The following is a 19912-nucleotide window of genomic DNA, read 5'->3' as shown; positions in this document are numbered from 1 at the left end:
TCAGTTTTGCGGTCAGCTCTGCAAGAACAGCCGGTAAACAGGGTTGGCGGTTTCCTCGACGTGAGGGTAGCCCAGCGTGTCCAGAAAATCCTTAAAAGCCTTGTTGTCGGCCTTGGGGACCTGCAGGCCGACCAGGATGCGGCCATAGTCGGCACCCTGGTTGCGGTAGTGGAAGAGGCTGATGTTCCAGCCCGGCCGCATGCTGGAGAGGAACTTCATCAGCGCGCCCGGCCGCTCGGGGAAGATGAAGCGCAGCAGGCGCTCGTCTTTGGACAGCGCACTGTGACCGCCCACCATGTGGCGGATGTGTTCCTTGGCGAGCTCGTCGTGCGTGAGGTCCAGTGTCTTGAAGCCGTGGCGCGAGAAATTCGCGGCGATCTTGCTGCTTTCCCCCTTGGCCGAGGTGGTCAGGCCCACGAAGACATGGGCTTTGGCGTCGTCGTTGATGCGGTAGTTGAATTCCGTTACGCTGCGCGGCCCGCCGGGCAGCTCGCCAATCACTTCGCAAAAGCGCCGGAAGCTGCCGCGCTCTTCGGGAATCGTCACGGCGAACAGCGCTTCGCGCTCCTCGCCGACTTCGGCGCGCTCGGCGACGAAACGCAGGCGGTCGAAATTCATGTTGGCACCGCACAAAATCGCGGCGTAGGTTTCACCCTTGGTCTTGTGGGTGGCCGCGTACTGCTTGATGGCGGCCACGGCCATCGCGCCGGATGGTTCGACGATGCTGCGGGTGTCGACGAACACATCCTTGATGGCGGCGCAGACGGCGTCGGTGTCGACGGTGATGAATTCATCGACCAGTTCGCGGCTGATACGGAAGGTTTCTTCACCCACGAGCTTGACGGCCGTGCCGTCAGCGAAGAGGCCGACGTCGCTCAAGGTCACGCGCTTTCTGGCGTTGACTGACTGCAGCATCGCGTCGGAGTCGTTCATTTGTACGCCGATGACCTTGATCTCGGGCCGCACCGCCTTGATGTAGTTGGCTACGCCGGAAATAAGCCCGCCGCCGCCGATAGCAACAAACACGGCGTCGAGCCGGCTGGAGCCGAGGCTTTGTAGCTGCATGAGGATTTCCATGGCGATCGTGCCCTGACCGGCGATGACGTCCGGGTCGTCAAACGGATGCACGAAAGTCAGGCCCTGCTTTTTCTCGAGCACCACGGCGTGGGCGTAGGCGTCGGAGTAGCTTTCTCCGTGCAGCACGACAGTGCCGCCCCAAGCCCTGACGGCGTCCACTTTGAGTTGCGGTGTGGTGGTGGGCATCACAATCACGGCGCGTGTGCCAAGCTTTTGTGCGCTGAGTGCGACGCCTTGAGCATGGTTGCCGGCCGAGGCGCAAATCACGCCTTTTTTGAGCTGTTCGGAGCTCAGGTGAGCCATCTTGTTGTAGGCGCCCCGCAGCTTGAAGCTGAACACCGCCTGCTGGTCTTCGCGTTTGAGCAGCACGGTGTTTTTCAGGCGCAGGCTCAGGTTTTTGGCGGGCTCCAGAGCGGACTCCACTGCCACGTCATAAACCCGGGCTGTCAGGATCTTTTTCAGGTAGTCGGCCGGTTTCAGTGCCAGCTTCAACGTTTTGCCGGAAGGTTTCCCCCGGGTTTTGGCGGCTTTGGGAGTGGAGCGGGTGGCTTGTTTGGTGTGGGTTGGCATGTTTTTCTCGCAGCCTGACATCATAGTGGGCAAGAAAAAAGGCCCAGACTTTGCAGTCTGGGCCTGTAAATCCACCCTTAGAGGAGGTGGAGGAGACAACCGGTGCAAAAAGACCTTGAGTTGCCGGACAACTGATCTTGATGCGATGATTTCAGTATAGCGGGCCGATGTTGCGCTGCACAATATCTTGTGGTGTAAATTCGACATTTTTCACGGTTTAATCATAAATTTTATGCATGAGGAGAGAGATTCATGGAATGCACGGTGAGTTGGACGGGCCCGACGGCGGTCACAGGATCGCGCTCCGGAATGAGCTTTCTGGCTGAGACCGGTAGCGGCCACACCCTGGTGATGGACGGCGCGCCCGATGCCGACAAACCGGAAAACGGCGGCGCCAACCTGGCCCCCCGGCCCATGGAAACCTTGCTGGCCGGCACCGGTGGCTGCACGGCCTATGACGTGGTGCTGATCCTCAAGCGTGGCCGCCAGGATGTTCGCGGCTGCTCGGTCAAATTGAGTGCTGAAAGAGCGCCTGTCGACCCCAAGGTGTTCACCAAAATCCACATGCATTTTGTCGTGACAGGCCGTGGCCTGGCCACCAGCGCAGTGGAACGCGCGGTCGCCATGAGCCACGACAAATATTGCTCGGCCACCATCATGCTGGCGAAAACGGCAGAGATCACGACCAGCTTTGAGGTCATCGAAATTTGAGATGATTTTGGCTTCCAGCCCTTTATGGCCGGGCGCAAGCAGCTATCAAATATATAGCGAATGGATTTGCATCGGCTTGCGCTTCAGCGGAATCTTTCAGATGTAGTGCGCCGTTGTCGTCATGACGCGTGCTGCAGATCGCATCAGGGCCTTGACGGGCTCGGGTAACTGCAGGGCGCCGGCCTGTTCGGCATCGCGTGCATGCAGCGCTTCGTCGTCTTTCATTTGGGCCACGATGGCGCGCGACTCGTGGTCGCCTGCCGGCAGGCGCTCCAGGTGGCTTGCCAGGTGCGCTTCAACCTGGCGCTCCGTCTCCACGACAAAACCCAGGCTCAGGCGATCACCGAGCCGGCTCGCGACCAGGCCCAGGCCGAAGGCGCCGGCGTACCAGAGCGGATTGAGCAGGGAAGGCCGGGCGCCGAGTTCGTCGAGCCGGGTTTTTGTCCAGGCGAGATGGTCACCCTCTTCACGGCTGGCCTGCAGGAAGTGCTCTCGCAGGGCCGGGTCGCGGGTACCCAGGGCCTGTGCGGCGTACAGGGCCTGCGCACAGACCTCACCCACATGGTTGACGCGCATCAGCGCGCCTGAACGCACCTTGTCCTGCGCGGCAAGTTCGGTTTTCTCACCGGGTACGGTGGGACAGGTACGGCTGGCGCGCGGGGCGGCAAAAAGCGTACGCAGGGCGCCGTCGGCGGCATTGAGCGCGGTATCGAGTGCGGTGGTCATGGTGCTTCGGTTCTTTGGGACGATTTCTTGAGGCGGGATAGTTCCATGTTATCCCTCGTCCGGTGGAATGGAAACGGCCACAAAAAAGCCCCCATGCGGGGGCTTTTTAAAAGGAGGCCGGATCGGGATCCGGACGCAACCTTGATCTTTAGAACGTGTGGCGGATGCCCAGGGCGAGGTTGGTGGAGTTGGTGCCCGCTGTAGACGTCACGCCGCCGAGGAAGCCATTGCCACCAGGGGCCGCCTGGCCTAAACCCTTGTTGCTGAAGCGTGTCAGCACGGCGTTCAGGTTGGTGCGTTTGGACAGCGCGTAGGTATAGGTTGCACCATACGATGAGGTGTCAGCATTGTTGGGACGCTTGTCATCCAGGCGGTTGTAGGCAACCACGATGGTGTGCGGGCCGGTGGTCATGCGGTAGCCGATGTGCATGAGGTTGGCGTCCTGGCGCAGCGCGTTGGAGTAAGCTGCAAGAATCGTCGCTGCATTGGTGCCCAAAGCCGTCAGACCGGCGGTCGCTGCTGGGGTGGTCAAGTTCGGGGCGATCAGCGCCAAAGCGTCGGGGTTTTCATCCTTGATCGTGGCGTACTGACCATAAATGGTGCCTGGGCCGACGTCAACAGTCGCGCCCAAAACATTGTTGGTCAGAGATTTCTGTCCACTGCTATTGTTCTTCGTGTTGTGACCGAAGCCGACAGACCAGCCGGTAGCCTTGTACATCACCATTCCGCCCAGGAAACGACTGGCTGAATTACCGACCGTGGCAGTGGATGCCTCACCGGCGCCATACATCAGCGAGGCGGTCACACCACTGGTCTGGATGGCGTACTGAACGGTGTTGCTCAGGCGAATATCAAAGGCAGGTGGGAAGCTCGCAACCTGACCCGCAGCCAGACTGGACTGGGTTTGCGAGGCGTCGAAGGTGGCGCCAACCAGATAGCCTGGGGTGTACTGACGGCCCAGCGTAATAGCGCCAACCGGAGTGATCAGGCCGACAAAAGCCTGGCGGTCAAACAGGTTATTGGTCGTGTTGACGCCGAGGGTGCCGCCGATACTGGCGGCAATGGGTGTGAAAAAGTTTGTCTGTAAGCCAGCTTGCTGTGCGGCGGAAAAGGTGGGTACCAGCAAATTGGCGTTGACCATGCGATCGGGCAACTGTGTGCCCGAATTCGTCCGGTTGCCCAGTGCACCGGTATCTGCTTCAAAGCGGTTTTCCAGCGTGAAGATGGCTTTGTAACCACCGCCGATGTCTTCGGTGCCACGCAGGCCGAAACGCGAGCCTTCCATGATGCCGCTGGCGATGGTGTTCACGGTGCCTTGACGCAGACCGCTTACACGGTTGTAGCCAGCGTCAACAATGCCGTAGACGGTCACAGTGCTTTGTGCCATGGCAGCGGAAGTGGACAGCAGTCCCATGATCGCAGTTGCAACGAGGGTCAGTTTTTTCATGGAGTCTCCAAGAGTTGTAATTGAGGGAAAACCTTCGCAGTCATTGCCGTAAATACACGCATACCGGCTTGACTCGATGGAGCAAAGATTAGTGGGGATGCCGCGGCACGTAAAGAGAGGCAATACGGGGGGTATCACTTTTGCGACAGGGGAAAACCCGAAGTTTTTCTGCGCTGGTTGATGCCGACGGTAAACCTTGGGAGTTTGTCAAATAATTGTGTTTTCCCTCTCAAATTCCGATGCTGGAGATCGTTTTAAGTGAGGCTGGAGAACGACGCAGTCATGGGCAATCGGTGACTAGGGTTTGACGTCTAATCCGGGGCGTATAGCGGGTTGGCAACAGGAGAATGACTCGCGGCTACAACGGTTCATGTCGAGCTACACCAATTTGCCGCCCTTCTTGCTCGACTTTTTGAGCCATAACGCTTCCCGGAGACAAAAAAACTGGGGATTTGCGTTTTTCACCAACGCGGGGCATCCAGGGCCGGATGCCCTGCTTTGGGGCGACCTGCCTCGGCCGCCTGAAAATTTCCCTCGTACGCTCAGCCTGGCCCATTCGTTCGCATGCGCACCTCCAGTGTGCGCAAAATGCAATGCGTTGTTAGGGGCCAACAACTCGGGTATGAACGTTGCTAATAGTAGAGATAAGGCTTGGTGTGATTTGTGACTTTTTGGTTAAATCGGTCTAAGGGTAGTCACTGAGCCCTTATAAATGTTTGTTTCGTAGCAGTGTTTTGTTTTCCACCTTTTTGGAGATTTTCTAATGATGAAGAAAAGCCTAGTTGCTTTGGCTGTGCTGGCCGTTTCCGGCATGGCTTCTGCCCAGTCTACCGTGACCGTTTACGGCCTTGTGGACGCTTGGGTTGGTAGCGTGAAGGACAACAATATCAGCCAGACCGGCGTGAACGTTTCGCATCCTGCTTCCGGTAGCGGTGGTGGTCTGCAGACCAGCCGTTTCGGCCTGAAGGGTTCTGAGGACCTCGGTGGCGGCCTGAAAGCCAACTTCCTGCTGGAAGCCGGCTTTGACCCCAGCACCGGTGCTTCGAACAACTACACCAACCCCTATAGCGGCACGACCTCCAACGCGATCTTTGGCCGTCAGTCCTGGGTTGGCCTGTCTGGTGGCTTCGGTGAACTGAAGCTCGGCAAAATGTGGACCCCTTATGACGACGTCAAGGGCTCCGGCGCTGCTGGCTTCGACTCGCTCCTGTTTGCACCTGCCACCAGCGTGTGGATCAGCAGCACAAACTACCTCGACCGTCCTGGTAACGCGATCTATTACAAGACCCCTGACCTGGCTGGGTTCACTGCTGCTGCAATGTACAGCTTCGGCGAAAACAAAACCGCCACTGTCGGCGCCGGCAAAGTTACCAGCTTCAACGTTGCTTATGCAAACGGCCCTATCGGTGCGGCGCTGTCTTACCAGTCTGAAAAGGCTACCGCTAACACCACTGCCATCAAGTACACCCAGTTGAATGGTTCGTACGACTTCGGCGTGGTCAAGCTGCTCGCAGCTTACGGTAACGCGAAGAATGGCACCAGCCCAGTGACCGCTCTGGCACAGGACAAGGCGAAAGAGTACCAAATCGGTCTGGACTTCCCTGTCAACAGCACCTTCACGCTGTCTGGTGGTATTGCCCGTTCCAAGAGCACCCGTCTGGGTGGTCTTCCTGACCTGAAGCGTACGGGCTACGGCCTGGCCGGCCTGTATGCGCTCTCCAAGCGCACGAACCTGTACGCTGGTGTTCAGAGCGGCAAGGAAACCAGCTCCGGCGCGGCTGATCGCAAGACCAGCACCTACGGTGTTGGCGTTCGTCACACGTTCTAATCCAGATTGGATCTAAACCCGGGCTTGCCCGGGTTCTCTCAAAAAGCCGTTTCATTGAAACGGCTTTTTTCATTTAGGCAGCTGAAATCAGGCAAAAAGGCAAGTTTTGGTTAGCAGAATTCCCGGGTTTTCGCGGGCGTTGCTTCTTTTCCACTTGCCCCTGTCTGTTTGTGGTTTGAGCGCAACGGCTTGACTGTTTTTTCGGGCATTCCTTTGCGAATTGGGGCTCAGTCTGGTGCAATAGACCCAACTTCCCGAAACGGGGGTTGGCCCGGGTCTCTGGTGGTGCCATGAAGGCGAAAGTCTGAAATGGTCCCCGTGCCGGAGCCCTATGTTTAACCTTGGAGAAACTCTCAATGAAAAAGACTCTTATCGCCCTGGCTGCACTCGCTGCAACCGCTGGCGTTGCACATGCCCAATCCTCTGTGACCCTGTACGGCGTTGTCGATGCAATGATTGGTCAAGAGAACGTTAAAGTTCAATCGTCCACCACCAACACCAGCATCAGCAACAGCAAGATCGACGGTAGCGGCTTGAGCAGCTCGCGTTGGGGCATGYGCGGTAGCGAAGACCTCGGTGGCGGTCTGGCAGCTGTGTTCACACTCGAAAGCGGCTTCGGTATTGACACCGGTGCTTTGGCCAACAACGGCGGCAGCTCTTCTTCTACCGCCTCCATCCTGTTTGGCCGTGTTGCTACCGTGGGCCTGAAAGGCAGCTTCGGTGAAGTTCGTCTGGGTCGTCAGTACACCGCTTATGACTCGCTGCGCGGCGCTACCAACAACACGTATGACTCCAACACGTTTGCTACCACCGGCACCATCTGGGGTGTGGGCCTGCAAGACTACAGCAACCGTGCCAACAACTCCATCCGTTATGACTCCCCCGTTTTCGGTGGTTTCAGCGGTTCGGTGATGTACGGTTTTGGCGAAGACAAGTCGGCAACGGTTTCTGCTTCCAGCAGCACCAGCGCCCACATCAAGTACGCCAATGGCCCTCTGTTGGTTGGTTACGCCTACCAGGCTGAAAAGTCTAACGGCACCGCCACATTGTTCTCCGGTGCGTCTGGCCTCGGCAGCACCGTTATCAGTTCCGCGTCTAACAACGTAGGTACCGCTGGTCTGCAGACCACCCGCAAGTACAACCTGCTGGGCGCTACGTATGACTTCGGCGTTGCGAAGCTCGTCGGTAGCTACAACACCGCCAAGGGCCTGAACACCCTCGGTTTTGATGCCAAAGACAAGGAATACCAAATCGGCGTGAGCGTTCCGTTTGGCGCCGCTTCCATCGCTGCTGGTTATGTCCGTGCCAAGAGCGACTTCAACAACACGAGCCGCAAGGGCACTGGCTACAGCCTGCTGGGTACCTATGACCTGTCCAAGCGCACCACGCTGTACACCGGTTACATCAGCCACAAAGGTGAGCCAAACAACGACTCTACCCGTACCGACAAGAAAACCTTGTTTGCTGCTGGTGTTCGCCACACGTTCTAATCTGAAGCTGGCCTAAGCCAGTTTTTGATGAGAATCTGAAAGCCGTCTCGGGGTAACCCGAGGCGGCTTTTTTCGTGAAGAAATTTACGAGACCGCCGCTTGATGTTGTGAGTCGTTGAAATTAGTCGCTCGGATTTGTGAAACTTTTTCGCATCTGCCGCGTTAAATACCAAGGGCTTGGCATTTAGACAAGACGCAACTGATACCAGGTCCATTGCTGTTCCCCCACGTTCAATGCCACTGACACATCGCCGTTTCCTTGTTCGCACGTTGCGCTTGCTGGCCGTCGGCTACCTGTTTCTTGCCGCTGGCTGCGCGGGGTTCGGGACTTCCGCCCCTATAGCCAGCACGAATGTCGACTGGACTTCTGCGTCGTCTACAAGCACTGATGCAGATGTCATTAAATGGCAGCACTGCACTTTCCCGGGCAAGAAGTCGACACGTTACCGTGCCGTTCGCCTGGACGGGCGCAATGCCGTTCTTGGTGAGTCCGATAGTGCCGCCAGCATGCTGCGGCAAAACCTGCGCATAGAGCCAGCGGAACTTGGAACCCTGGGCTTCTCCTGGAAGGTGCCGAAGATGATTGCGGGTGCGGACATGACGCAACGCGACAGCGATGATTCGCCCGTGCGTGTGGTCCTGGCCTTTGAAGGTGACAGGTCGAAGTTTTCTGCCAGGAACGCCATGCTTTCAGAGCTCGCATTGGCACTGACAGGCGAGCCGCTGCCTTACGCGACGCTCATGTATGTCTGGGGCTCTCACAGCGCGCCAGAAAGCGTGATCATCAATACACGGACCGACCGGATCCGCAAAGTGGTGATCGAATCCGGTCCCGGCCGCCTTGATCGCTGGCTCGACTACCAGCGTGACATTCGTGCCGACTACCAAAAGGCCTTCGGCGAGCCCCCCGGCGCTTTGGTCGGTGTCGCCATCATGACTGACAGCGACAACACACGCCAAATTACCAAGGCATGGTACGGCCCCGTCAGCCTCAAAAGCAAAACTGCAAGCATCGTGGCCACGCCCGCAATGGCGCCGGACTTGCTGCAGATTTCACAAACCCCTGGATTTGCACCGCTATCCCTTCGGGACTAGTATTTAACCTGCTGAACTCGGGACTCCACTGACATGCGCGCTCCGGCCAATCTTCCAAGTGCTTCATCCATTCAGCCTGCCGCAGCGGGAGATACTGCAAACCCCGATCGTCCCTCTCCGCTTCGCGCCTCCGGCCGGGCCTTTGCGCAAATAGCGCAGTACCACCCCGAACTGACCGCCTTTCGGCGCGACCTGCACGCGCACCCGGAACTCGGGTTTGAAGAGGTTTACACCTCCAGCCGGGTAGTGCACGCGCTCAAGTTGTGTGGCGTAGACGAGGTGCACACCGGTGTCGGTAAAACAGGTGTTGTGGCTGTCATCAGAGGTCAGCAGCCAGTCAAGGCTTCCGGTCAACCTGGTTTTAAGCCCATGATCGGATTGCGCGCCGACATGGACGCGCTACCCATGACAGAACACAACGAATTTGGCTGGAAGTCCGCCAAGGCCGGGTTGATGCATGGATGTGGACATGACGGGCACACCACCATGCTGGTGGGTGCTGCCCGTTACCTCGCAGAGACGCGTAATTTTGCCGGCGATGCCGTGCTGGTTTTCCAGCCCGCGGAGGAGGGGCGTGGCGGTGCTGATGCGATGATCAAGGACGGCTTGTTCGAGCGTTTTCCTGTGCAGGCCATTTACGCCATGCACAACTGGCCCGCGATGCAGCCTGGCACCATCGGGATCAACCCCGGCCCCATGATGGCCGCGGCCGATCGCATCACCATTGAGATTACCGGCAAGGGCGGCCATGGGGCACACGCCTATCTCACGGTCGATCCGGTGCTGGTGGCCGCTCACATCATCACAGCGGTGCAAGGCATCGTCTCGCGCAACGTCAAGGCCATGGACAACGCCGTGATCAGCATTTGTGCCGTCCAGGCAGGGGATCTGGGCGCCATGAGCGTGGTGCCCGGCAATGCCACACTGGTCGGCACGGTACGCACCTTCAAACCGGAAGTGCAGGACCTGGTCGAGCGGCGCCTCAAGGAGTTGTGCGCCGCAGTGGCGCAGGGCTTTGGCGCCACGGCCACCGTCAAGTACGAACGAATCTACCCGGCCACCATCAACTCACCGGTCGAATACGAGCTGGCCACCAGCGTCGCCGAACAACTGGTGGGTGCAGAGAACGTTGTGCGCAACCTTGAGCCCAGCATGGGCTCGGAAGACTTCTCCTTCATGCTCAGGGTCAAGCCGGGTGCCTACTTGCGCCTGGGCCAGGGCGAGCAGTTGCCCGATGGCAAAGGCGGAACCATGGGCGGCGTGGGCAGCCGCTTTTTGCATAACAGCTGCTATGACTTCAATGACAGCGTGCTGCCGCTGGGCTCGGCGCTGTTCGCGGGAATTGTCGAACGCTCGCTGCCGCTGCGCTGACTTGCTATTAATTTAATAGCTGCTTGCGCTCGTCCCTTATGAGCTGCGGGCGAATTCTTCTTGATATTCCAAGGGGCCGTCATCACAGGCGGGGCGATGCAGACCACGTCTGCGCCTCACCTGTCTGTGCCCGTCTCAGGCATAACGCTTGTTACGCAGGTTGTTTTTCATTTCCTTGAGCAACGGCTGCAGCTTGCTGCCGATGCGCAGTGCCACACAGGTTGCCAGGATGTCGATGATCATCAGGTGCATCAGGCGCGACACCATGGGGCTGTAGCGGTCGTAGCCCTCGGGGTGGTCGGCTGCCAGGTGGATGTTGCCGGCTGCGGCCAACGGCGAACCGGTGACGGTGATGACGATCGTGGTCGCGCCATTCTTGCGGGCGATGTCGCAGGCGTCCATCAAATCGCGCGTGCGGCCAGAGTTGGAAATCACCACCACGCAGTCGCCCGGCCCCAGCAGCGAGGCACTCATCACCTGCATGTGGCCGTCGCTGTAGGCGATGCTGGTGATGCCCAGGCGGAAGAACTTGTGCTGAGCATCCTGCGCCACGATGCCAGAGTTGCCCACGCCGAAGAATTCAATCCGCTTGCCTGTGTTGTAAGTGGCCAGCAGCGCATCGGCGGCCCGCTCAATGGCTACGGAACTCGCATCGTTGCGGTATTTCAAAAATGCCGCCACCGTGTTGTCGATCACCTTGACCATCACGTCGCCGGTCTTGTCGTCCGCGTCCACGCTGCGGTGGATGAAAGGTACGCCCTCACTCACGCTGCCCGCCAGCTTGAGCTTGAAGTCCGACAGGCCGTCATATCCCATGCTGCGGCAAAACCGCACCACGGTGGGCTTGCTCACATGCGAACGGCTGGCCAACTCGGTGATCGGCAAATTGGCAAACGCCCGCGGGTCGGCCAGTACCAACCGGCCGACGCGCTGCTCCGCAGGCGCCAGCGAAGGCAACGAGGCCTTAATTCGATCAAGCACGGGGTATGCCTCCAGTGGTACTTGGCATCTTCCCCAACCAGCAGGGGCCGTGGAACCGGCTTTGCCGGGCCACAGGCGCAGCTGCCCCCTCGGGGGGCAGGGAGCTACACGAAGTGAACGACCGTGGGGGCCACATACTTAACATTCTTCGGACCAGCAATAGCCGTCTCTGGCAATCATCGCGCTCGCGGCACTGGGGCCCCAGGTGCCGGCGGCATAAGGCCGTGGCGCACTCGCCTGGTTGCTCCAGCTGTCCATGATGGGTTCGACCCAGCGCCAGGCTTCTTCCTGCTCGTCGCTGCGCACGAAAAGATTCAAGCGCCCGTCGATCACATCCAGCAGCAGCCGTTCATAAGCGCCCACGCGCTCGGAGCCAAAGCGTTTGTCGAAATCCAGGTCCAGTTGCACCGGCGCCAGCGAAGGCGTGCCGCGGCCCCCCGTGCGCTGGTCGGCACCCTGCGCAAGCAGGTGCAGCTCCAGGCCGTCTTTGGGTTGCAGGTTGATCACCAGCCGGTTGGCCACATTGGAGCCGGCCAGCGCCGACTTGAAAATCGCGTGCGGCGCGGGGCGGAAGTTCACCTCGATGTGCGCGTCCCGGCCGGCCAGGCGCTTGCCGGTGCGGATGTAAAACGGCACACCGGCCCAGCGCCAGTTGGCGATCTCGGTGCGCAGGGCGACAAAGGTTTCGGTCCTGCTGTCAGGGGGCACGCCTTTTTCGTCGCGGTAGCCGGGCACGGCCTCGCCGTCGATGTTGCCGGCCGCGTATTGGCCGCGCACCACATGCTGGCTCAGCGTTTCAGGCGTCCAGGCTTTCAGCGATCGCAATACCTTGAGTTTCTCGTCGCGGATGGCGTCGGCGTGTGAGTTGATGGGTGGCTCCATACCGATGGCGCACAGCAGCTGCAGCGCATGGTTTTGCACCATGTCGCGCAGCGCGCCGGTGCTGTCGTAAAACGCACCGCGCTTTTCCACGCCCAGGTCTTCGGCGATGGTGATCTGGATGTTGGCAATCGTCTCGCGGCGCCACAGCGGTTCGAACAGCGAGTTGCCGAAACGCAGCGCAAACAGGTTCTGCACCGACGGCTTGCCCAGGTAGTGGTCGATGCGAAAGATCTGCTGCTCGCTCAAAACACTGCGTACCGTCTTGTTGATGGCGCGGTTGGATGCCAGGTCGTGGCCCAGCGGCTTTTCCAGCACCACGCGCGTCTGCGGGCCGTTGAGGCCGGCGGCGGCAATCTGCTCGCAGACCGTGGTGAAGAGGCTGGGCGCAGTGGCTACATACATCACCACCACCTCGGCGGGCCGCTGCTGCAGTTTCGCAGCCAGCGCGGCATAGTCGGACGGGTTGGACAAGTCCATGCGCAGGTAGCCCAACATCGCCGCGAAGCGCGAGAACTCCTCTTCGCTCGGCCGCTTGGCCAGCTCGACATTGTCAAACCGGGACTTGATCAGCGCGCGGTACTGGTCGTCCGACAAATCGTCGCGTGCCACGCCCACAATGCGCCCGCCCTCCGGCAACGAGCCGTGGCGGAAGGCCTGGAACAGGGCCGGCATGATCTTGCGCCACACCAGGTCGCCGGTGCCGCCAAACAGGATGAGGTCAAAACTCATGGTAAAAAATTGTCTTGGTAATAAAGTTTCATATTCTATGGGCATAATGGTAACTCGACATCGAACCCGTGAAATGCCTGCATCCAGGCACCGCACGGTGTTTCATCCGGACCACTCCGTGTTTTGACCAGCCACCCAGCCATGACCCAACTTGACGCCCTGAAACAGTTCACCACCGTAGTCGCTGACACCGGTGACTTCAAGCAACTGGGGCAGTTCAAGCCGCAGGACGCCACCACCAATCCTTCCCTCATCCTCAAGGCGGTGCAGAAGGCCGACTACCAGCCCCTGCTGGAAGACACCGTGAGCCGCTTCAAGGGCCGGGCGCTTGACGAGGTCATGGACCGTCTGCTGGTGCGTTTTGGCTGCGAAATCCTTTCCATCATTCCGGGCCGGGTCTCGACGGAGGTTGATGCCCGCCTGAGCTTTGACGCCAACGCAACGTATACGCGCGGCGAACGCATCATCGAGCTCTACCAGGCCGAAGGCATTCACATTGACCGCGTGCTGATCAAGGTCGCCGCCACCTGGGAAGGCATTCAGGCGGCCGAAAAGCTGGAACAGCGCGGCATTCACACCAACCTCACGCTGCTGTTTTCGTTCTGCCAGGCCATCGCCTGCGGCCAGGCCAAGGTTCAGTTGATCTCGCCGTTTGTCGGCCGTATCTACGACTGGTACAAAAAATCTGCCGGCGCCGCCTGGGACGAAGCCGCCATGTCCGGCGCCAACGACCCCGGCGTGAAGTCTGTGCGCGAGATCTACAACCATTACAAGCACTTCGGCATTGCCACCGAGGTAATGGGTGCGAGCTTTCGCAACGTGGGCCAGATCACTGCGCTCGCCGGCTGTGACCTCCTGACCATCAGCCCGGAACTGCTGGCCCAGCTTGCCGCCAGCGATGCCGCGTTGCCGCGCGCACTCGATGCCAAAGCCGCAGCGGCGCTGGACTTGCCCCCAGTGAACTTTGACGAAGCCGGATTCCGCTACGCGCTCAACGAAGATGCCATGGCCACCGAGAAGCTGGCTGAAGGCATCCGCGCTTTCGCAGCCGATGCCGTGAAGCTTGAGCAGCTGATGCTGGCCGCATAACTCTCAGGCAGGACACGTCATGAACCGACCGCGTTGCGACCAGACTCCCGCGTGGCCTGCGCTGCAGGCGCTGTATACGGCTTCAGGCGAAGATTTCGATCTGAAGGCGGCATTTGCCGCCGACCCGGATCGCTTTGCCCGTTTCAGCCAGGACGCTCCCCATGTTTTTGCAGACCTTTCCAAAAACCTGATCGACACGGCCAGCCAGGCATTGTTGTTAGAGCTTGCGCGTCAGTGCGGGCTGGAGCAGCACCGCGACGCCATGTTCGCCGGGGAGCTGATCAACGGCACCGAAAAGCGCGCTGTGATGCATTTTTTGCTGAGAAATCCGGCTGTAGACCAGGATGGACGTGCGCCGGCAGCTATTAAAGATATAGCAACCGAGTTGGCCCAGGTTCACACCACGCTGGACGCGATGCTGGCTTATGCCGAGCAGGTGCGCGCGGATGCCGCCATCACCGATGTCGTCAACATCGGCATAGGCGGCTCCGACCTGGGGCCCCAAATGGCGGTGCTGGCGCTCGGCGAATTCGCCGCCAACGGCAAACGCGTTCACTTTGTCTCCAATGTGGATGGGGACGAGCTGGCTACCGTGCTCAAGGGGCTCAAGCCGCAAAGCACGCTGTTCCTGATCGCGTCCAAAACCTTCACCACCACCGAGACCATGACCAATGCGCACTCGGCCCGGCGCTGGTTTGAGGCACAGGGCGGACGCGACATCAGCCGGCATTTCGCCGCACTGACGACCAACGTCGCGGCAGCCAACGAATTCGGCATCAGCACCACCTTTGGTTTCTGGGACTGGGTGGGCGGGCGTTATTCGCTGTGGTCGGCCATCGGCTTGCCGGTGGCCATCGCCATTGGTGCAGCCGGCTTTCGCGAGCTGCTGGCCGGCGCGCACGCCATGGACGAGCACTTTCGCACCGCACCCCTGGAACGCAACCTGCCGGTGCGCCTGGGCCTGCTCGACGTCTGGTACCGCAACTTTCATGGTTTCACCAGCCGCAGCATCGCGCCCTACAGCAGCGCCCTGCGCCGCCTGCCGGCTTACCTGCAGCAGCTGGAGATGGAGAGCAACGGCAAACGCGTGGACGCGGATGGCAAGGCCTTGCCGTTTGAAACGTCGCCGGTGCTGTGGGGCGAACCCGGCACCAACGGCCAGCACGCCTATTTCCAGATGCTGCACCAGGGGACGTCGGTGGTGCCAGTCGAGTTTGTGGCGGTCAAAACAGCCGCGCACGCACCGCATGATTTGCCGGGGCATCACGCCAAATTGCTGGCCAACGTCCTGGCCCAGGCGCAAGCCCTGATGACCGGAAAAGAAGAGGCGGGTGGCCACAGGCATTTTCCCGGCAACCGTCCCAGTACCTTCCTGTTGCTTGAGCGGCTCACACCGGCCAGCCTGGGCGCGCTGATCGCCCTGCAGGAGCACCGTGTGTTTGTCAGCGGTGCGATCTGGGGCATCAACAGTTTTGACCAGTGGGGCGTCGAGCTCGGCAAGGTGCTGGCCAAAGACATCGAGCCACGCCTGCGCAGCGGGGACGTATCCGGCCTTGATGGCTCGACCGCCGGCCTGCTGCGCAAGATTGCTGGCTGAATCCCGCAAAAGTGTGCGTTTTTCCATTGCGGGAGCGCGCGCTTCCGTGGTCAACTTGCCACATCGCCGATTTTTCGATGGCTTCGTATCATGTCCTGTTCCCTTCCGCTTCGCCGCCTTTTCCCCCGTTTTTCGATGTTCGCCGCAGCGTTTCTCACGCTGGCTCTGGTCTCCGGCTGCGCGACACGCCCGGCGCCCGACGAGGACACCGATGTCGATGAGCCGGTCAGCCGCGGCGGCACGCTGGGCCCGGCGGAAGGAGTGACCGGCACCGCCTGGGCCGAGATGTCGGCGCCGCCCAAGGCCGATGAGCTCAAACCGGACGACCTCAAGTGGGAAATCTTCCGCGTGCCGGGCAAGCAGCCGGCCAGCTACAGCTATGTGCGTCATGAAGGTCGCGACGCGGTGCTCGCAAAGGTCGAGGCGTCCGGCAGCATCCTGCGCCATCGCCACCGCATCGAGCCCGACCAGCTAGGGCTCGTGCGCTTTTCCTGGAACGTGCCGTACGCCGGTGCGGGTGCCAATCTCGCACTGCCGCAACTCGAGGACGTGCCGGTGCGGGTGGTGCTCGCGTTCGAAGGCGACCGCTCGCGGCTGTCGATGAAAAATTCCCTGCTGTCCGAGTTGAGCCGGCTGCTGACCGGCGAAGAAATGCCGTTCGCGACGCTGGTTTATTCGTGGTCGCGTGTCAACCGGCCGGGCGAAGTCGTCGTCAACGACCGCACCGACCGTATCCGCAAGATCGTTGTCGACTCGGGCGACCACGGCTACAACGAATGGCGCAGCTACGAGCGCGATATCCGTGCCGACTACCGCCAGGCCTTTGGCGAAGATCCGGGCGCCTTGCTGAGCTTCGCGGTCTTTACCGAAGGCGAAAAGAACGAGGGTCAGCTGCAGGCCTTCTACGGGCCACTCAAGCTGGTGCCGGCTTCAGCTGTCGCGCGCAAATAGCGCCGCGACCGGTCGGCGTGTTGATGCCGCCCGATCTGATTTGTTTGTCCGTTGATGCAAACGACGCAGGCTAGCGGCCTGACTTGGCAGAGCGCGTCACGTCGGCCTTGACAATTTGTTGCATCTAATGATGCGGGATTTAGGGAAATTACCACTCCTTCAATGCAACAAAGTATTGAAGTGCTCTGATCTGGTATCAAACCCGCAAGGACCTTTCTTCAAAATGCAGTGAACGGCAAAGCGGCCGTTTCGACTGACATAACGAAGGAGACACCTTATGAAGCGTTTTATCCAGGCAGGCCTGGTGCTTGCACTCTTGGGCGCCGGTATGGCTCATGCCGTGACCGAACTCGTGGTGGCGACGGTGAACAACGGCCACATGATCGAAATGCAGAAGCTCACGCCGGTTTTCGAGAAAGCCCATCCCGACATCAAGCTCAAGTGGGTCACGCTCGAAGAAGGCACGTTGCGCCAGCGCGTCACCACTGACATCGCCACCAAGGGCGGGCAGTTCGACGTGATGACCATCGGCCTGTACGAAGCGCCGATCTGGTCGAAGAAGGGCTGGCTGCAGCCCATTGCTACCGATGCCGCCTATGACGTCGACGACCTGTTGCCCGCCATCCGCGCCGGCCTGTCGCATGAAGGCAAGCTCTACGCCGCACCGTTCTATGGCGAGAGCTCGATGCTCATGTACCGCAAGGACCTCGCCGACAAGGTCGGCTTCAAGATGCCCGAGCAACCCACCTGGACACAGGTGAAGGAACTGGCCGGCAAGATCCATGACCCGAAAGCCGGTGTGTACGGCATGTGCCTGCGCGGCAAGCCGGGCTGGGGCGACAACATGGCCTTCCTGACCACGCTGGTCAATACCAACGGCGGCCAGTGGTTCGACATGCAATGGAAGCCGCAGATCGACACCAAGCCCTGGAAGGACGCCATTGGCTTTTACGTGGACCTGATGAAAGCCTACGGCCCACCCGGCGCCTCGGCCAACAGCTTCAATGAGAACCTCGCCCTCTTCAACGAAGGCAAGTGCGGCATGTGGGTGGATGCAACCATCGCTGCCTCATTCATCAGCGATCCGAAGCAGTCGAAGGTGGCCGACAAGGTGGCCTTTGCCCAGGCCCCTGTGGCCGTTACGCCCAAGGGCGCCAACTGGCTGTGGACCTGGAACCTGGCCATTCCGGCCAGCTCGACCAAGGGCGCAGCTGCCCAGACCTTCGTGAAGTGGGCCACCTCCAGGGAGTACATCAATCTGGTCGCCAAAGAACATGGCTGGGGGACGGTACCCACCGGCACGCGCAAGTCGACCTACGCAAATCCCGAGTTCCAGAAGGTTGCGAAGTTTGCTGCCGCCGAGAAGAAAGCCATCGACAGCGCCAACCTCAGCGACAGCACGCTGCCCAAGTCGCCCTACGTCGGCGTGCAGTACGCGGCCATTCCCGAGTTCCAGGCCATCGGCGTGGCGGTGGGCCAGCAGATGAGCGCAGCGCTGTCGGGCAAGGTCACGGTGGACCAGGCCCTGAAGACATCACAGACGGCGGCTGAGCGCGAGATGAAGAAGGCCGGGTACTACAAGTAAACCCTCAGACAGCATGGACCGCCCGTGGACCGGTGAAGCCGGATCCGCGGCAGTTCTGACCTGACGCCCCGGGACCCACAACATGAATCGCCTCCTGCCCCGCGCACTCATGGCGCCCGCAGTGCTCACGCTCTTCCTATGGATGATCGTGCCGCTCGTGATGACCCTGTATTTCTCGTTCGTGAGCTACAACCTCATGCAACCCGGCGAGCATCCGTTCATCGGCATCGAGAACTTCCAGTACTTCATCACCGATCCGGACTTCTGGCCTGCGACCTGGAACACGCTGCTGCTCATCGGCAGCGTGATCGTCATCACGGTGGTTTTCGGGGTGCTGCTCGCGCTGCTGGTGAACGAGCCCTTTCCGGGTCGGGGCATCGTGCGCGTGCTGCTTATCTCGCCGTTCTTCGTCATGCCCGCAGTGAACGCACTGCTGTGGAAGCACATGATGATGAACCCGATCTACGGCGTGCTTGCCGACCTCTGGCGTTTTTTCGGCGCGCAACCGGTCGACTGGCTCACCGATGTGCCGCTGTTGTCGGTGATCATCATGGTGGCCTGGCAGTGGCTGCCCTTCGCCTGCCTGATCTTCATTACCTCGCTGCAGTCGCTCGACCGCGAGCAGATGGAAGCGGCGCGCATGGACGGTGCAAGTTCGTTCCAGCGGTTTTTCTACCTCATCATTCCGCACCTCGGCCGGCCGATGGCGGTGGTGATCATGATCGAAATGATCTTTCTGCTCAGCGTGTTCGCCGAGATCGCCATCACCACCAATGGCGGCCCGGGCAACGAGAGCACCAATCTCACTTACATGATCTTCAAGCAGTCGCTGATGAACTTTGACGTGGGCGTGGCATCGGCCGGTGCGTTGTTCGCGGTGGTGGTGGCCAACATCGTGGCGGTGTTCCTCATCCGCATCGTCGGCAAGAACCTCGACTAAGGGAACGATTGTGCAACCAAGCAACTTCCTTCCGCAACTGCTACGCACTGTGGGTGCCTGGGCCGTAGCGCTGCTGCTGTTCTTTCCGCTCGGCTGGCTGTTTCTCACGGCTTTCAAGACCGAACTTCAGGCAATCCATGTGCCGCCGCTCTTTATTTTCGAGCCCACGCTCGACAACTTCAGCGAAGTGCAGCGCCGCAGCGACTACTTGCTGTATGCGCGCAACTCGCTCATCACCAGCCTGGGTTCAACCATCATCGGCCTGCTGATCGCGGCGCCCGCCGCGTACTCGATGGCCTTCTTCCGCACGAAGAGGACACGCGACATCCTGATGTGGATGCTTTCCACCAAGATGATGCCGGCGGTGGGCGCGCTGGTGCCGATTTACGTTCTCGCGCAAACCGCGGGCCTGCTGGATTCGCTCACCGCACTGACCATTGTCTTTACGCTGGCGAACCTGCCGATCATGGTGTGGATGCTCTACAGCGCCTACAAGGACATCCCGAACGAGATCCTGGAAGCCGCACGCATGGACGGTGCGAGCCTCTGGACCGAATTCCGCCATGTTGTGCTGCCGCTGTCGGTGGGCGGTCTCGCTTCGACCGGCCTGCTGTGCCTGGTGCTGAGCTGGAACGAGGCCTTCTGGGCGCTCAACCTCAGTTCGGCCAAGGCCGGCACGCTGGCGACATTGATCGCCTCGTACTCCAGCCCTGAAGGCCTGTTTTGGGCCAAATTGTCAGCCGCCTCGCTGATGGCGATCGCACCCATCGTCGTGTTCGGCTGGTTCAGCCAGAAACAGCTGGTGCAGGGTCTGACATTCGGCGCGGTGAAGTGAAAGGAATT

The 19912-nt window shown here is 60.1% G+C and carries 16 protein-coding genes; 11 read left to right on the top strand and 5 right to left on the bottom strand.

All coding sequences use genetic code 11. From position 1 onward, the window contains the following. Nucleotides 1-12 precede the first annotated feature (12 nt). Entirely contained in the window at nt 13-1647 is a 1635-nt protein-coding gene (ilvA, locus tag AC1DYQ_RS06805) for a threonine ammonia-lyase, biosynthetic (RefSeq protein WP_477686131.1), read from the bottom strand. Between the two features lie 252 nt (nt 1648-1899). Here ilvA and AC1DYQ_RS06800 point away from each other — a divergent pair, with 252 nt between their 5' ends. Then, nucleotides 1900-2358, top strand: a complete 459-nt coding sequence (locus AC1DYQ_RS06800) for an OsmC family protein (protein ID WP_477686130.1) — start codon at nt 1900-1902, stop codon at nt 2356-2358. A gap of 96 nt (nt 2359-2454) precedes the next feature. On the opposite strand, the gene coq7 is transcribed toward AC1DYQ_RS06800, so the two are convergent. Both coq7 and AC1DYQ_RS06790 read right to left on the bottom strand, forming a co-directional pair. Next, on the bottom strand, nt 2455-3084 hold the full coding sequence (gene coq7, locus AC1DYQ_RS06795) for a 2-polyprenyl-3-methyl-6-methoxy-1,4-benzoquinone monooxygenase (RefSeq protein ID WP_477669922.1): 630 nt from the start codon (nt 3082-3084) through the stop codon (nt 2455-2457). A 148-nt stretch (nt 3085-3232) separates the two neighbouring features. Beyond that, a complete protein-coding gene (locus tag AC1DYQ_RS06790) occupies nt 3233-4531 on the bottom strand; it encodes a porin (RefSeq protein ID WP_477686129.1) in 1299 nt (432 codons plus the stop codon). A 763-nt stretch (nt 4532-5294) separates the two neighbouring features. On the opposite strand from AC1DYQ_RS06790, the gene AC1DYQ_RS06785 reads away from it, so the two are divergent. The 4 genes from AC1DYQ_RS06785 to AC1DYQ_RS06770 all read left to right on the top strand — a co-directional run bounded on the left by AC1DYQ_RS06785 (nt 5295) and on the right by AC1DYQ_RS06770 (nt 10315). Further along, nucleotides 5295-6359 (top strand): porin, encoded by a 1065-nt coding sequence (locus AC1DYQ_RS06785; protein ID WP_477686128.1) that lies wholly within the window; start codon nt 5295-5297, stop codon nt 6357-6359. 356 nt (nt 6360-6715) lie between these two features. Then, nucleotides 6716-7849, top strand: coding sequence for a porin (locus AC1DYQ_RS06780; RefSeq protein WP_477686127.1), 1134 nt, complete (start codon nt 6716-6718; stop codon nt 7847-7849). A 276-nt stretch (nt 7850-8125) separates the two neighbouring features. Beyond that, on the top strand, nt 8126-8944 hold the full coding sequence (locus AC1DYQ_RS06775; protein WP_477686126.1) for a DUF3047 domain-containing protein: 819 nt from the start codon (nt 8126-8128) through the stop codon (nt 8942-8944). A 33-nt stretch (nt 8945-8977) separates the two neighbouring features. Beyond that, complete coding sequence (locus tag AC1DYQ_RS06770) at nt 8978-10315, top strand: M20 aminoacylase family protein (protein ID WP_477686125.1); 1338 nt, start codon at nt 8978-8980, stop codon at nt 10313-10315. A 135-nt stretch (nt 10316-10450) separates the two neighbouring features. Here the strand turns inward: AC1DYQ_RS06770 and AC1DYQ_RS06765 are convergent, their stop codons facing one another. Together AC1DYQ_RS06765 and zwf are read right to left on the bottom strand one after the other, a co-directional pair. Beyond that, nucleotides 10451-11296 (bottom strand): MurR/RpiR family transcriptional regulator, encoded by an 846-nt coding sequence (locus tag AC1DYQ_RS06765; RefSeq protein ID WP_477686124.1) that lies wholly within the window; start codon nt 11294-11296, stop codon nt 10451-10453. Between the two features lie 138 nt (nt 11297-11434). Beyond that, nucleotides 11435-12907, bottom strand: a complete 1473-nt coding sequence (gene zwf / locus AC1DYQ_RS06760; RefSeq protein WP_477686123.1) for a glucose-6-phosphate dehydrogenase — start codon at nt 12905-12907, stop codon at nt 11435-11437. Nucleotides 12908-13048: 141 nt separating this feature from the next. On the opposite strand from zwf, the gene tal reads away from it, so the two are divergent. The 6 genes from tal (at nt 13049) to AC1DYQ_RS06730 (ending at nt 19904) form a co-directional block, all read left to right on the top strand. Beyond that, nucleotides 13049-13996, top strand: a complete 948-nt coding sequence (gene tal / locus AC1DYQ_RS06755) for a transaldolase (RefSeq protein ID WP_477686122.1) — start codon at nt 13049-13051, stop codon at nt 13994-13996. A 19-nt stretch (nt 13997-14015) separates the two neighbouring features. Next, nucleotides 14016-15593 (top strand): glucose-6-phosphate isomerase, encoded by a 1578-nt coding sequence (gene pgi, locus AC1DYQ_RS06750; protein WP_477686121.1) that lies wholly within the window; start codon nt 14016-14018, stop codon nt 15591-15593. Nucleotides 15594-15683: 90 nt separating this feature from the next. Then, complete coding sequence (locus tag AC1DYQ_RS06745; protein WP_477686120.1) at nt 15684-16544, top strand: DUF3047 domain-containing protein; 861 nt, start codon at nt 15684-15686, stop codon at nt 16542-16544. Nucleotides 16545-16821: 277 nt separating this feature from the next. Beyond that, nucleotides 16822-18129 carry an ABC transporter substrate-binding protein gene (locus AC1DYQ_RS06740; RefSeq protein ID WP_477686119.1) on the top strand — a complete coding sequence of 436 codons (1308 nt, stop codon included), beginning with the start codon at nt 16822-16824 and terminating at the stop codon, nt 18127-18129. A gap of 82 nt (nt 18130-18211) precedes the next feature. Continuing rightward, the gene (locus AC1DYQ_RS06735; protein ID WP_457282606.1) at nt 18212-19069 is read left to right on the top strand and encodes a carbohydrate ABC transporter permease; all 858 of its coding nucleotides are present in this window, start codon (nt 18212-18214) and stop codon (nt 19067-19069) included. 10 nt (nt 19070-19079) lie between these two features. Then, complete coding sequence (locus AC1DYQ_RS06730) at nt 19080-19904, top strand: carbohydrate ABC transporter permease (RefSeq protein ID WP_431095103.1); 825 nt, start codon at nt 19080-19082, stop codon at nt 19902-19904. Nucleotides 19905-19912: the final 8 nt, after the last annotated feature.

This window comes from Polaromonas sp. P1_F4, from assembly GCF_056405675.1.
Note: the sequence above shows the minus strand (reverse complement) of the source record. Positions and strands in the feature narration are given on the sequence as shown.